Raw genomic sequence first — 14460 nt, forward strand, 5'->3', positions numbered from 1 at the left:
GGCCCGGCCGTTCCGTCGTTGCCGCCGCTCTTGTCGTTCCCCTGCTCCGCCCGACACCCTTCCGCCGAAAGCCCTCCTCCGAAGGCCTTGACCGCCATGAACACTCCACCAAGTCACTGCCGGATCCTGATCGCCGGCCCGTCCGTCCCGCTCGTGCGGGCGGCCGCATCGGCCGGATTCCAGGTCTGGTCCCTGTGTGACGTCCGCGGATGTCCCCCCGAGGAACTCACCGTCCTCTCCGAGCGGTTACTGGTCGCCGACTTCCGCGACGAGGCCGCGCTCAAGGACGCCCTCGACACGGCCGCCCAGGCCGGCGTGTACGTCAACCCGACCATCGCCGTACGGCAGTTGGCGGATCCGGACGCCCTCCGGCGACTGGTGCGCGACAACGGCCTGTGCCCCCCGGGAGCCGCCGAGGACCCGGCCGGGGACCGGTACCTGGTCGACACGCTCAGCGTGCACGGCATGCACCACACGGTCGGCATCACCGCCGAGACGTCGTACGGCCTGCTGCATCCCGCGCCGTTGGCCGGGGACACCGCCGCCACGCTGCGGTCGGTCGTCACCTCGCTGCTCGACCTGGCCGACTACCAGTACGGGCCCGCGCACACCCTCGTCGTCCTCACCCCGCGCGGGCCGGTGACCACCGGCTGCTGGGCCGTCGTCGCCGAGGAACCGGTTCCACGCCTGGTGCTGACGGCCACGGAACGCGACCTGGTGGCCGACTCCTTCGAGGTGCTCGCCGGGCGGGATGTCGCGGCGGTACGGGCACTGCGGTTCGCGGCCTCCGTCGGGCTCCCGGACCCCGGGCGGGAAAAGGTGCGCACGTTGCCGTATGTACGTCACGTCGTCGCGGGCGAGGGCGGGCGGGGCGGTCATGTCGTCCTGGACGCCGACTCGCCGCAGGAAGCCCACGAACGCGCCCGCCACGTCCAGCGGTTGGCCGGCTGATCCGCCGCGAGAACGCCGAATGCCCCGGAGACCGGTCACCGGGGCATTCGGCTTATGGCGGGCGAAGAGGGTCAGGACGCGAAGGCGCGCTGGTGCCACACGAGGCCGCCACGGGAACCCTCGCAGGCGTCGACCTCGATGACCCTGCCGATGAGGATGGAGTGGTCGCCACCGTCACGGACCGCGTACCGCTCGCAGGTCAGGCGCACTCCGGCCGCCAGCGCGGGCGCCGGAGCCGGGTCCGGCAGCAGGGGCGTGTGCGTGAACCGGCGGTCCGCGGGGCCCGCGAACCGCATCGCGAGGTCCTCGTCACCGGGGCCCAGGACGTGCACGCAGAAGAACGGCGCGGACACCAGGGCGTCGTGCGAGCCGGCGCGGTGGTCCAGGCAGACGAGGAACAGCGGCGGGTCCAGGGACAGCGAGCAGGCCGCGCTGACGGTCATCCCGCGTGGGACGCCGAGGTCGTCGTAGCAGGTCACCACCGTTACCGGGGCCGCCAGAGCGGCCATCGCGGAGCGGAAGACCGCCGGGTCGACGGACTCCCGGACGGCCGGGCGCGGTGTCAGCAGACGGGTGCTCATCGAAGCGCCTCCAGGCGTCGGGCGGTCGGCAGCCAGCGGCCGTCCGCAGGGGTGTGCAGACCGGTGCGGACGTCCCAGGCGATCCGGCCCGCCCGTACCGTCGTGATCACCCGGCCGGTGAAGGTCCAGCCCTCGTACGCGGACCAGCCGCATTTGGAGCGCACGTCGGCGGCGGACATCTGCCACCGCTCGGCCGGGTCGAAGACCACCAGGTCGGCGTCGGCGCCGGGCTCCAGGCGGCCCTTGCCGGGCAGCTCGAAGAGGGCCGCCGGGCCGCTGCCCATGAGTCGCGCGAGATGGCGGGCCGCCTCGTCGGCGGGTACGCCGCGGGCGCGCAGCCCCGTCCAGATCGCCACCGCCAGCTCCTGCACGCCGGGCAGTCCGGGCGGGGCGTCGGCCGGCGGACGGTTCTTCTCCTCGATCGTGTGCGGGGCGTGGTCGCTTCCGGCGGTGGCCGCCTCGCCGCTCAGGACGGCCTGCCACAGGCGTTCCCGGTCGGCCTCGCCCCGGATCGCGGGCGACAGCCGGGTGCGCGGGCCCCGGCGGCTGGTGTCGGCATGGGTGAAGGAGAGGTGGTGGCCGGTGACCTCGAAGGTGACCGGCAGTCCTTCGCGGGCGGCGGCCACCAGCAGGTCGATCTCCTCCGCCGACGAGGTGTGCAGCACATGGGCGGCGGTGCCGTGGCGGCGGACCAGCTCCACGACCTGGGCCACCGCCACGATGGCGCCCGAGCGGGGCCGGTGCGGCTCGTACTCGGCGTAGGAGTGCGGGTCACCGCGCCAGGAGTCGAGCAGGTCGAAGACGTGCTGGTCCTCGGCGTGCAGGACCAGCCGCACGCCGCCGCGGGCAGCGGCCGCGAAGGCGGCGTCCAGCTGCGCGCGGTCCCGGAAGACGACCGGGGCCGTGTGGTGGCCCGCCATGAACACCTTGGCGGACGTGGCCACTTCGGGATCCAGGGTGGCCAGCAGGCCCGGGTGGGCCGGGTCGGCGCCGATGTGGAAGCGATGGTCCACCCCCGCGTGGCCCGCCACCAGCTCCGCCTTGGCCCGCAGGGCGTCCTCGTCCAGGCCTGGCGGGCGCGTGTTCGGCATGTCCATCACCGTCGTGACGCCCCCCGCCAGCGCCGCGGCGCTCCCGTGCTCCCAGTCCTCCTTGTACTCCAGGCCCGGCGTGCGGAAGTGCACGTGGGAGTCGATCAGGCCCGGCAGGACGTACCGGCCCGTGGCGTCCAGGCGCGGTCCTTCGGGCAGCGGCGCGTCCGGCCCGAGCAGGGCGGCGACCTTGCCGTCGCGGACGACGACCGTGCCCGCGCGTACGCCTTCAGGGGTGACCAGGCGGCCGCCCTCGACGATCAGCTGTTCCATGACATGCTCACCAGTTCCCTGCACAGATCGTTGGTCGGTCCCATGAGGGCCACGGCACGGGCGTCGCGGCCGTGGCGGTTGACGGGGTGGGTCTCGATGAAGCCGGCGGAGCCCAGCATCCGCGCGGCCTCCGCGCACACCTCCTCGGCGCAGACCGAGGCGAAGAGCTTGGAGTGCAGCGTCGCCATGCCGGGGTCGGGCGCGTCCCGGCGCCCGGCGCGCTCCACCACCGCACGGGCCGCCTCGACTCGGGTGGCGAGGTCGACCAGCCGGTGCCGTACCGACTGCTGGGCCAGCAGCCCGCGGCGGGCGGCCTGGTCACTGGCGGCGTCCAGGGCCGCCTGGGCGAGGCCGACCGCGACCGCGCCGAGCGTGGCACCGCTCTCCCGCACCCGCGCGATGATCGAGGCGGCGGCGCCGACCGGGCCGAGCCGGTCGGTGTCCGGCACCCGGCAGTCGTGCAGCGAGACGAACCCGGTGGCCGAGCCGCGCATCCCGGTCAGCCGCAGCGAGGTGTCCGGCCTGATGCCCGGGTTGCCGGCGCGGACGAGGTAGAAGGTCTGGCCTGCCGCGCCGTATCCGGTGTCGGCGGTGGCGGGGTCCTCGGGGTCGCCGGTCTGGGCGAGGACGAGGTACACGTCGGCGATGCCGGCGCTGGTGGTGAAGGACTTCGCGCCGTCCAGCAGCCAGTCGCCGTCGGGCAGACGACGGGCCCTGGTGGACAGGTTCTTCTTGTTGGCGCCGGCACCGGTCTCGCTCCACGCGGACGCGGCCAGCCACTCGCCGGAGGCGAGCTTCGCGAGCAGCTCGCCGTGCTGGGACTCGGTGCCCTGCTCCACGATGCGGCTGGTGACGGCGTAGTGCTGGAACAGCATGATCGCGGCGGAGGCGTTGACCTCGGCCACCTGGGCCACCCGCCGGTTGAGTTCCACCGCGTCGGCGCCCGCCCCGCCGAACCGGCGGGGTACGGCAAGGCCGAGCAGCCCGGTGCGGCGCAGCACCGCCACCGCGGCGTGATCGGGCTCGCCGGTGCGGTCGGCCTCCTCGGCGGAGCGCGCCAGTTCGGCGAGGCCGTCGGTGAGGTCGGCGGAGAGCGGCCGGGCGGCCGCGGCCGGGTCTACAGGGGCAGTGACAGGCATGACGTGTCCTTGGAGGGTGAAGGGGCGGGGGTGCTGAGGGAGTCGAGAGGGGACGCCACGGTGGTCTCGTAGCTGACGTACTTGTCGGCGACCGAGACCCAGCCGAGGCGGGGCGTGTCGGCCGGGCCGGTGATCCTGGCCCGTACGCGCAGCGGGCCGCCCGGGGTGCGCAGCCGGACCAGTCCGGCCTCGTGTCCGGCGGCCCGGGCCAGCTGCCAGGGCAGGGTGCCCTCGATGCCCACCGCGGTGCCGAGGCAGATCGCGCCGGTCAGGGCGAGGGTGGGGTGCCAGGAGGGCACGGACACCGCGCGGACCGCGAGTTCGCCGTCCGGGGCGGGCAGCAGGGCGGCGATCTTGGGGAACGCGCCCGAGGGGTCCCAGCCCATGCGGTCGCACACCGCCAGCCGGACCCTGCCCAGCAGGCCGAACAGTTCGTCCCCGGCGGCGAACAGCTCCCGCACATCGCGCACGCCGAGGTCGCCGGCGCCGACGAAGACGTACGGATTGCCCATGTCGACCAGCGACACCGGGACCTGCCGGCCGTCGACCCGGGCGGTGGTCACCGGATCGCCGGTGATCAGCAGGTCACCGACCGGGCGGGCCGGGGTGCACAGGAAGTGGGCGGTGAACCGGGTGCGGCCCGGGGCGGTCTCGTCGACCTCGCAGACCACGTGGTCACCGTTGTTGAGCACGTTGACCCGGATGCGCCGGCCGGGCTCCAGGGGCGGGACCATCCCGTCCCGGGCAGCGGCCTCGACGGCGGCGAGGATCGAGTGGCCGCAGGATCCGCGGGTGTCGAAGCGCTCGGGGGAGCCGGGAAGCGTCTGTACGAAGTAGTAGTCGAGGTCGAACAGCGGGTGGGCGGAGGGACGGACGACGGCGTTCTTCAGTACGGTCCGCCGGGTCTCGGTGTCGAGCCCGCCGCGTGTGCGCGCCAGGCCCTCCAGCAACCCGTCCTCGCTGTCCGGGAGTCGTCCGGCGTCGACGACCAGAGTGGGGCACGGCGCGCCCTCGGCGCGCACCAGGTGGGCCGTGCGGGCTCGGGTGATCGTGGCGTTCACCGTGCCTCCTGCGCTGCCGGGGCGGATATGGGGGAGCCGCCGAAGAACTGGTTCCGCCACATCTGGTGGGTCATCAGGGACCACAGGGCGAGGGAGGCCTGGTCGGACGGGTGGGCCGCCTGCTCGGCGAACAGGCCCTCGACCGCTTCCGGCCGCAGCCGGCCGTCGGCGCGCAGACCGGCGGGCGCGAGGGTGTCGCGGGCCAGGTCCCACAGGGCGGAGCCGGGCTGGAGCATGGCGGTGATCGGCAGGGTGAAGGGCTGCTTGGGCCGGTTCAGCACGCTGTCGGGGACCAGGCCACCGGCCGCCGCGTACAGGGCGCGCTTGACTCCGCCGCGGGTGATGCGGTGCTCGTCGGCCAGGGTGGTGGCGTAGCGCACGACCGAGGGCTGGCAGAACGGCAGCCGTACCTCCACCGAGCTGGCCATGCTGAGGTGGTCGACCCGGCGCAGGTGGTAGGCGGGCAGCCGGTAGCGCTGCTCGACCGCGCACAGCCGCTGCAGCCGGGTGCCGGGGCCGTGCCGGAGGGTGGTGAGCAGGTCGTCCGGGAGCGCGGGGCCCCGGTCGGCGACGGCGGTGGCATAGGCGTCGGTGTAGAGCCGGGCACGCAGCGCGGCGGGGACAGCGGCGAGGTGGTCGAGGTAGGTGCCGACCCAGTCGGGGCCGCAGGGCGCGGTGACCGCCTGGGTCATGCGGGCGTAGCCGCCGAAGAGTTCGTCGGCCGCGTCGCCGGTCAGGGCCACCTTGAAGCCCGCGTCGCGCACGGCGCGGAACAGGGAGAAGGTGCTCAGCGTGATCGGGTCGGCGTTGGGCTGGCCGAGGTGCCAGACGACGTCCGACAGCAGCTCCGGGAATCTTGCCGGGTCGATCTCCACCTGGTGGTGGATGGTCCCCGCGGCTCGGGCGACCTCGGCGGCGTAGGCCCGCTCGTCGAAGGGCCAGTCGCCGGCGTAGGCGATGTTGAAGCTGTGCAGTCCGGTGTGGGCGCGGGCGGCCAGGGCGGTGACCAGGCTGGAGTCCAGGCCGCCGGAGGTGATCGCGGCCACCGGGGCGTCGGCGACCAGCAGCCGGGAGACCTCGCGGGTGAGCAGGGCACGGAGTTCGGCACCGGTCTCGTCGAGGGTGCGGTCGTGCGGTTCGGCGGGCCGGGAGGCGGTACGGACGTGCAGCCGGGGTCCCTGCTCGCGGGTGACGACGAGCGTCGCGGCGGGCGGCAGCACGTCGATGCCCTCGAACATGGTCCGCTCGCCGAACGGCGTCTTCAGCGTCAGGTAGGCGTCCAGGCCGAAGGGGTCCTCGTGGGCGGTGACGTCGGCGAAGGCGAGCAGTGCGGGGATCTCGGAGGCGAACCGGAAGCGCCCGGTGGCCGCGTCCCAGGTGTGGTACAGCGGCTTCATGCCCGACTCGTCGGTGGCGATGACCAGTCTGGGCTCGTCGCGCAGGTCCATGACGGCGACGGAGTACATGCCGTCCAGGTGCTCGGGGAAGCGGTCGCCGTAGAGGTGGTAGAGGGCGGGCAGGACGGAGCCGTCGCAGCGGTCGGTGAAGGTGAACCCGTGCCGGGTGAGACGGTCGCGTAGTTCGTCGTGGTTGTACAGCTCGCCGTTGAAGACGACGGTGACGCCGTCGAGGTGGTACGGCTGGTCGCCGCCCTCGGGGTCCATGATGGACAGCCGGTTGTTCCCGAGGGCCCACTCGGGGTGGGTGGCCCGGGTGCCGGCCCTGAACGACTGGGCGTCGGGGCCGCCATGGTGCAGCAGGGCGGCCACCGTGCGCAGTTCACGGTGCGCGGTACGGGCGTTGAAGGTTCCGTAGATACGGCACATGACGTCAGATCACCTCACTGGGGACGCCGGCGGCGTCGTAAGGGGCGGGATCGAAGGGAGGGGGCCACCGCAGGTGACGACCGGCGGGCTGCGGGGCCGGTGTGCGGGGTGCGGGCGCCGCACGTCGCCGGCGGCGACGTCGGCCCGGCGGTCGACGCGGTACGTCCGGCCGATGCCCTCGAAGGCGGTGAAGGCGAACGCCTGGTCGGAGTCCGGGTGCAGACGAACGTGGAACGTCTCGCCGGGATGCTGGACGCCGCCGTGCAGGCACCTCGGCAACCGCCGGAGCCGGGCCGGATACGACGAGGTTCAACGTGACCCGGCGGCCCTCGGGGGGCGACCCGTCCGGTGCCGGCGAAGCCCCGCGGTCGGGTTGTCTCGACACAGGCTCTGAGGGCCGGGGCGCCCGGCCGGTCGGCGCATACGCGGCCGAGGCGGGCCGGGCGGGCGGCTCACGCCGTCCACGATGAGCCTGCCCGAGCCCGCGAAGACGACCGCGGTGTTCTCCTCCTGCACGGTGTGGGGCGGGCTCCAGGTCTCGCCGGTGCGGACGATCCGGGCGCCGCCCAGGTACGTCGTCGTCCGCGTTGTTGTCATGGGTGGCTCCTGGCTCGTACTCACATGCGGGTCGCATGTCGTGTTCGTGACGAGCGTGGTGGGAGTCCGTACCCGTGATGTCCCAACCCGCTCCCGCCACAGGGCGGTCGGCCGGTACCGGCCGGGAACCTACCGGGACCGGTTCGGGAAGACGGGGCGGCACCTTCGGGGTGTCGCCGGAAGACGGCGGCAGGGACGAACCCGCGAGAGGAGGAACAGCCATGATCCGCAAGCCGGTTCGCCGGGGCGTCAGCTCCCGCAAGGCCGTGTCCGCCTGACGGCCCCACTCCCCCGCCGCGACAACCCCCGGAAAGGAGGAACAGCCATGATCCGCAAGCCGGTTCGCCGGGGAGTCAGCTCCCGCAAGGCCGTGCTCTCGTAAGCAAGGCCCCTTCTCTGTGGCGGGCACAGCCTCTGCGCGGTGCCCGCCACCGCCCTTTTCCGCACACCCCCCTCAGGAGCCTGAAATGGAGTTGACCGACCGCGTCGTACGCATCGCGCACGTACCGGAAGCCGGGCTGCTGGCCGCCGACGTCACGGGCCGCATCCACCTGCTCGACGAGGACCTGCACGTCATCAGGTCCTCCGCCGCCCCGACGGGCAGTGTCGCCGCGGGCCACGCCCCGGTGTACACGGTGACCGCGGCCGGCGACTGGGTGGTGGGCCGCGACAAGCGCGGCACCCTGCTGCGCTGGCGTCTGGACACCCTCGAACTGGTCGACGTGCTGGACGCCGACCACACCGCGAACCGCACCGAACTGCTCGAGGGCGAGGAGCCCTCACCGGTGATGAGCCGCGGCATCACCGTGCACAAGGGCAAGGTCTACGTGAACAACGGCTACCGCCAGATGGCCGTCCTGGACCTCGAGACCTTCGCCGTCGAGCGGATCGAGCCGAACTTCGCGGGGCACGTCCCGCTGGAGTGGTTCTGCCAGGACCACCCGGAGGTCGACGCGGCCTCCGACAAGGCCGGCCGGGTCTTCCTCGGCGACCTGGAGACGCTGGACTTCCCGACCGTCGTCCAGGCCGACGGCGGCAACATCCACCGAATCCTCTACGACCCGCTGCACGACCGGTTCTGGGCCACCCAGGACGACGGCGTCGACGAGAACAACAACATCGCCAACGGCGTGCTGACGCTGGACGCCCGCGGCAAGGTCACCGGCCAGCTGCTGCTCGCCCGCGACGACGTGGAGTTCCTGGCCTTCTCCCCGGACCACCGCACCGTGTACGTCGGCGGCTTCGACGGCGTGCTGCACCTGCTGGACAACAGCACCCCGGAGCTGAAGGTGGCGTCCACCGTCAGCGGCTTCTCCCACCAGCTGACCGACTTCGCCGTCGGCGACGACGGCACGATCTACACCCTCACCCAGGACGGCGACATCCGCCGGCTGACCGCCGACGGCACCCGGACCCTGGCCCGCGCCCCCTTCCGGCGCCAGTGCGTGTGGGACATCCAGCCCTCCGTGGACGACCCGGACGAGCTGTACGCGGCCACCGACGACGGTGTCGCGGTCCTCTCCGTCGTCGCCGACGGCCTCGGCGAGCCGCTTCTCGACCTGCGCGCCCACCACACCCACGGCATGGGCTTCACCCGACGCGTGGTGCCGCTGCCGGGCGGCTGGGCCGGTGTCACCCGCGACCAGTGGGTGTTCCGCGCCGACCGGGACGGCACGGTGCTGTGGCGCCACCGCCTCGACGCCCTGGCGCACACCGTCGCCGGCTCCCCGGACCACACCCGCCTGCTCGCCTGCCACAACGACGGCGTCGACGAACTCGACGCGGAGACCGGCGAGTTGATCGCACGGCTGGACATCGGCCGGGCCTCCGCCTGGGCGGGCTGCTACCTGCCGACCGGCGAGCGGGTCATCGCCTCCAGCACCGGACTGGTCAGGGTCTACGCGGCCGAGGGCGACGAGGTGCTGAGGGAGTTCGACACCGAGGAGTACCCCAAGCGGATGTGGGCCGACGGCCCCGGCTCCCTGGTCATCAGCGGTGAGAACGGCGTCAAGCGCCTCACCGTGGCCGACGGCGAGGTCACCCACCGCTGGACCGAACTCCTCGACAACACCGTGGAGAACGGCGTCCTGCTGGCCGACACCGTCTACGCGGTCTCCTACGGCGCCCAACTGGCCGCGTACGACCGTGAGTCCACCGAGATCACCGCTCTCGTCGAGGACCTGCCCGACTTCGCCAAGGCGCTCGCCGCCGTGCCCTTCGGCGACGAGTACGTGCTGCTCGCCGGCGGCCGGGGCGGCTGGATCCGACTCTTCCGTCCGGCCGGCGAGGACCGCAAGGCGACGCTGACCCGGGTACGCGACCTGCTCCTGCCCCGACAGAGGACCACGCCGTGAGCACCCCCGCCGCCGCGCAGTCCGAGCCGGCGCCCTGGCGGGACCGGAGGTTCCGGATCTTCGCCGCCGGCAATGTCGTCAACAACATCGGCGAGGCCGTCTACACCGTCGCGCTCCCGCTGTTCGTGTACGAACGCACCGGTTCGCTCACCGTCATGTCACTGCTGGCCGTCCTCACCCCGGCCACGCTGCTGCTGGCACCGGTGCTCGGGGCGATCGTCGACCGGCACGGCGCGCGAGTCCTGGTGGTACCGGGGCTGTTCGTGCAGGCCGCGGCGGCGATCGCGCTGAACCTGACCGGACTCGCCGCCCACGCCCCGGTGTGGCCGCTCTTCGTCTTCGGCGCCCTGGTGCAGATCGGCGGCGCCGCCTACCGGATGGGCTGGATGACCGGGGTGGCGCACATGTTCCCGGACAACCCGGTGCGCTCCCGGGCCAGCCTCGGCAGCCTCTACACCGTCACCAACGTGGTCGGCCCGCTGCTCGTCAGCTCCGCGCTGCTGTGGGTCGGTTACACCGGGCTGCTGTGGTTCAACGTCGTCACCTTCTTCGCTCCGATCGCCGTGTGGCTGATGGGCATCCACCCGCCCCGGCAGCAGCCCGCCGAGGCCGGCGGCGGGGTGGTGCGGGGACTGGCGGAGGGTCTGCGCGTGGTGTGGGCGACGCCCGTGCTGCTGCACGCCATGCTGGTCTTCGTGCCGATGCTGCTGGTCGGCACGACCGGCACGATGACCCTGTCGCTGTTCCGGCTCCAGCACGACTGGGACCTCTCGCCGCGCACGGTGGGCCTGGTCCTGGTGGCCGTACGGATCTCCGGCGTCCTCGGCACCGTCCTGGTCTCCGAGCGCAGGACCTTCCCGTTCCGCGCGATCGTCCTCACCGGCACCGTCGGCATGGGCGTGGCGCTGCTGACGATGGCGTCCGGCTCGGTGCAGGTGTTCGTGACCGCGATGGTCGTGATGTTCGGCTTCCAGTCCGCGCTGGGTGTGGCGAGCGACCTGATGGTCTTCAAGTTCGTGCCCGCCGACGCGCTGGGGCGGGTCGGCGGCATCGTCGACCTGGCCCTCGGCCTGCCGATCCTCGCCGGGCCGCTCGTCGTCCCCGCCCTCGCCGACGTGCTCGGCGCGGCCGCCACCTTCCTCGCCTTCGGCTGCCTTCAGCTCGCCGGCCTGCTGTGGCTGTGGCGGACCTGGCAGCAGTGGGCGCCTTCCGCACCGCACACCTCGTCCCGAGAGGAGACCGTCTCGGCATGAACGACGGCAGCAACGACAGTAACGACCTGGGCCGGACGGCCATCCGCGCCCGCGTCCCGGTCACCTTGCAGCGGGCCGGGCACCGCCGCGCCGACCTGGTCACCTTCACCGGTCTGCCGGACCGCGAGGAGCACATGGCCGTGGTCGTCCCCGCCCCCCGCGGCGAGGTGCCCCTGGTCCGGCTGCACAGCGAGTGCCTGACCGGCGACGTGTTCGGCTCCGCGCGCTGCGACTGCGGCCCCCAGCTGGAAGAGGCGCTCAGGCGGATCGCCCGCGAGGGCGGGGCCGTGCTGTACCTGCGCCAGGAGGGGCGCGGCATCGGTCTGTACAACAAGCTCGACGCGTACGTCCTGCAGGACCGCGGCAGCGACACCTTCGAGGCCAACCGGCTGCTGGGCCGCGGCGAGGACGAGCGCGACTACACGGCGGCCGCCGAGATGCTGCGCGCCCTCGGCCTGACCCGTATCCGACTGCTGACCAACAACCCTGAGAAGGCCGCGCAGTTGGCGAGCCTCGGCATCGAGGTGGCCGCGATGGTGCCGACAGGGGTCTACCTGACCGACGAGAACGGCCGCTACCTCGACGCGAAGGTCCGGCACGGCGGCCACACCCTGCTCGTCCCGGACGCCCTGTCCACCGCGTCCGCACCCCGTACCGACGACCTGGAGGTGTCTGTCCTGTGATCCGCCACAACGGTCCCATCAGCGGAGTCGCGGCCCACGACGGCAGGTTCGTGGCCACCGCCGGCTACGACAACCAGCTCGTCCTGTGGGACGTACGCACTCGCCGGGCGCTCGCCCGAGCCGTCCACGACCATCTCGCCAACCAGGTGTCCTTCAGCCCCGACGGCCGCCATCTGGTCTCCTCCTCCAGCGACTACACCGCCCGCCTGTGGTCGGTGCCCGACCTCAAGCTCCTGGCCGTGCTGTCCGACCAGGACGACGACGTGGAGATGTCGGCCTTCCACCCGTCCAAGCCCCTCATCGCCACCGCCTCCCGTGACCACCGGGTACGGGTGTACGACTTCTCCGGCACGCTGCTGCACACCTTCAGCGGTCACACCGCCGACGTCATCTCCGTCGAGTGGGCGGCGGACAGCGACGAGTTGGTCTCCTCCAGCGACGACGGCACCATCAAGCGCTGGTCCATCGTCACCGGCGGCCTGGTCTCGGACACCGACCTCGGCGGCGTCGAGACCGACACCATCGCCGTCACCCCCGAGGGCACGGTGTACGCGGGCAACGACGAGGGCGAGATCGTCGTCCTCGCCGCCGAGGGCACCTCCGTCCACCGCGCGCACGAGGCGGGCATCAAGCGGCTGGTCCTGGACTGTGCCCAGGGCAGGCTGGTGAGCCTCAGCTATGACCGCACGCTGCGGGTGTGGGACGTGACCGACGGGCTGCGGCCGGTCGCCTCGTCCGCCTTCCCGGCCGATGTGTGGCCTCGCTCGTGCGCCTTCCTCGACGCCGACACCCTGGTGTTCGCCACGTTCGGGTCGTCGTACGCGATCCACCGCATCGCCGACGGCACCTGGGACCTGGACCACGTCGAGCCCACTTTCGGCGTGAACGCCGTCGCCGTGCACGAGGGGCGGCGGTTGACCATCGGCGACGCCGGGATCCTGTGGGCCGACGGCGTGCCGTCCGCGGAGACCGGCAGCCTGTGCAACTTCCTCACCCCGGCCGGCGGGCGGGTCTTCAGCGGCGGCCAGATGGGCACCGTCTTCGACGCGCTCACCGGCGAGGTGCTGTACCAGCACCGCTCGCCGCTCAACTGCGGTGCCGCCTTCGAGCGTGCCGGTGTGCCGCACGTGGTGGTCGGCGCCTACACCGGTGAGGGCCTGGTCTTCTCCGTCCAGCCCGACGGCGCCGTCAAGCACGAGGTGACGCTGCCGCTGCACACCGGCGCGGTCAAGGGCGTGGCGGTCTCCGACGGCCTGGTCTTCGCGGTGTGCGCGGACGCGGCGGCCTCCTGGTTCTCCACCGAGGACTTCACCGAGGTGGCGCGGGTCGACGCCGCCCACGACCGGATCGCCAACGGCTGCGCGGCGCTGCCCGGCGGGCGTTTCGCGAGCGTCAGCCGGGACCGGGTGCTGCGCCTGTGGGACGGCTCCACGGCAAGCGCCCACGCCACCCCGCACGACCACTCCGTGAAGTGCGTCGCCGCCTCACCGGACGGCCGGTACATCGCCACCGGCTCCTACAGCGGCCTGGTCGCCGTCTTCGACACCGTGTCCGGGACCTGGCCGGTGGTGATGCGCCCGACCACGGCCGGCATCTCCTCGCTGTGCCACGACCCGCGGCACGACGTCTTCCTCGCCGGGTCCTACGACGGGCAGGTGTACGAGATCCCGGGGGGCGACCGGTGAACCCGAACCTGGTCGGCGACCGCGCGGCAATGGGGCTGCCCGAATCCTTCGTGCAGCGCAGCTCCGGCGAGGTCATAGGTCCGCACCGCGACCTGCTGACCGCTTCCCCCGAAACCCTGATCGCGGTCGCCACCGCGCCGCACGAGCCGTGCCGGCGGCGGCACGCGGCCGGCACCGTGCTGAGCCTGATCGGTGACCCGCGTATCCGCGTTCTCGACCCCGAGATGATCGACGTGCCGGCCGCCCGGGTCGGCGTGGGCCTGGCGCCGGAGCGGGTGGCCGAGGTCACCGACCGGTGGCGGCACGTCGGCGTGGTGGAGGAGTGGATCGCGAAGGAGTGCCCGGTCCACGAGGTCGACATCGCCGCCTTCCGCATCGCCCGCTACCCGGTGACGAACAGCGAGTACCGCGCGTTCCTGGAGGACACGCACGAGACATGGCTGCCGAAGTCGTGGCCGTTCGGCGTCTACCCCCGGGAGCAGGCCAACCACCCGGTGTGGGGTGTCCCGGCCGAGGCCGCCGACGCGTACGCGGCCTGGCTGTCACGGCGCACCGGCCGCCGCTTCCGGCTGCCCTCGGAGGCCGAGTGGGAGTACGCGGCCTCCGGCGGTGACGGCCGGGAGTACCCGTGGGGCGAGTCGTTCCGGCCCGAGTGCGCGAACACGGTGGAGGCCGGCCCGCTCACCACCACTCCGGTCGGCGTCTATCCCGCCGGTCGCAGCCCGTTCGGCCTGGACGACGTCGCCGGGAACGTCGAGGAGTTCGTCGCCGACGACTACCGGCCCTACCCCGGCGGTGACCCCGAGCCCGACGACCTGCTGCTGACGCAGGGGTCGTACCGGGTGGCGCGGGGCGGGAGCTTCACCCGCTTCGGCGATCTCACCCGATGCCGCAGGCGGCACGGCTGGTACGACAAACCCATCTACGCGATCGGCTTCCGACTGGCCGAGACCCCGTGAGCCCGCA

Annotated in this window: 12 protein-coding genes; 7 read left to right on the plus strand and 5 right to left on the minus strand. The window is 72.9% G+C overall.

What is annotated here, in order from left to right; genetic code table 11:
- The first annotated feature begins 96 nt into the window (after positions 1-96).
- Positions 97-951, plus strand: coding sequence for a hypothetical protein (locus tag ABT254_RS24910; protein ID WP_351474036.1), 855 nt, complete (start codon positions 97-99; stop codon positions 949-951).
- Positions 952-1022: 71 nt separating this feature from the next.
- Here ABT254_RS24910 and ABT254_RS24915 read toward each other — a convergent pair whose 3' ends face one another.
- The 5 genes from ABT254_RS24915 to asnB are packed head-to-tail and all read right to left on the minus strand — an operon-like array spanning position 1023 to position 6922.
- Positions 1023-1532: a flavin reductase family protein gene (locus tag ABT254_RS24915; protein ID WP_351474038.1), complete on the minus strand. Its 510-nt coding sequence runs from the start codon at positions 1530-1532 to the stop codon at positions 1023-1025.
- Entirely contained in the window at positions 1529-2896 is a 1368-nt protein-coding gene (locus ABT254_RS24920) for a dihydroorotase (RefSeq protein ID WP_351474041.1), read from the minus strand. The genes ABT254_RS24915 and ABT254_RS24920 overlap by 4 nt, the downstream gene beginning before the upstream one ends.
- Complete coding sequence (locus ABT254_RS24925) at positions 2884-4035, minus strand: acyl-CoA dehydrogenase family protein (RefSeq protein ID WP_351474042.1); 1152 nt, start codon at positions 4033-4035, stop codon at positions 2884-2886. Before ABT254_RS24925 ends, ABT254_RS24920 begins: the two co-directional genes overlap by 13 nt.
- Positions 4014-5096 carry a PrpF domain-containing protein gene (locus ABT254_RS24930; protein ID WP_351474045.1) on the minus strand — a complete coding sequence of 361 codons (1083 nt, stop codon included), beginning with the start codon at positions 5094-5096 and terminating at the stop codon, positions 4014-4016. The genes ABT254_RS24925 and ABT254_RS24930 overlap by 22 nt, the downstream gene beginning before the upstream one ends.
- Positions 5093-6922, minus strand: coding sequence for an asparagine synthase (glutamine-hydrolyzing) (gene asnB / locus ABT254_RS24935; protein WP_351474048.1), 1830 nt, complete (start codon positions 6920-6922; stop codon positions 5093-5095). Before asnB ends, ABT254_RS24930 begins: the two co-directional genes overlap by 4 nt.
- A 108-nt stretch (positions 6923-7030) precedes the next feature.
- Between asnB and ABT254_RS24940 the strand changes: the two genes are divergently transcribed.
- The 6 genes from ABT254_RS24940 (at position 7031) to ABT254_RS24965 (ending at position 14453) form a co-directional block, all read left to right on the plus strand.
- On the plus strand, positions 7031-7240 hold the full coding sequence (locus ABT254_RS24940; RefSeq protein ID WP_351474051.1) for a hypothetical protein: 210 nt from the start codon (positions 7031-7033) through the stop codon (positions 7238-7240).
- 746 nt (positions 7241-7986) lie between these two features.
- Positions 7987-9873, plus strand: coding sequence for a WD40 repeat domain-containing protein (locus tag ABT254_RS24945; protein WP_351474054.1), 1887 nt, complete (start codon positions 7987-7989; stop codon positions 9871-9873).
- Entirely contained in the window at positions 9870-11126 is a 1257-nt protein-coding gene (locus tag ABT254_RS24950) for an MFS transporter (protein WP_351474056.1), read from the plus strand. The genes ABT254_RS24945 and ABT254_RS24950 overlap by 4 nt, the downstream gene beginning before the upstream one ends.
- Positions 11123-11809 (plus strand): GTP cyclohydrolase II, encoded by a 687-nt coding sequence (locus ABT254_RS24955; RefSeq protein ID WP_351474059.1) that lies wholly within the window; start codon positions 11123-11125, stop codon positions 11807-11809. Before ABT254_RS24950 ends, ABT254_RS24955 begins: the two co-directional genes overlap by 4 nt.
- The gene (locus ABT254_RS24960) at positions 11806-13494 is read left to right on the plus strand and encodes a WD40 repeat domain-containing protein (RefSeq protein ID WP_351474062.1); all 1689 of its coding nucleotides are present in this window, start codon (positions 11806-11808) and stop codon (positions 13492-13494) included. Before ABT254_RS24955 ends, ABT254_RS24960 begins: the two co-directional genes overlap by 4 nt.
- On the plus strand, positions 13491-14453 hold the full coding sequence (locus ABT254_RS24965) for a formylglycine-generating enzyme family protein (protein WP_351474063.1): 963 nt from the start codon (positions 13491-13493) through the stop codon (positions 14451-14453). Before ABT254_RS24960 ends, ABT254_RS24965 begins: the two co-directional genes overlap by 4 nt.
- Positions 14454-14460 lie beyond the last annotated feature (7 nt).

It is taken from the genome of Streptomyces sp. NPDC001137, from assembly GCF_040298885.1.
Taxonomy (GTDB): Bacteria; Actinomycetota; Actinomycetes; order Streptomycetales; family Streptomycetaceae; genus Streptomyces.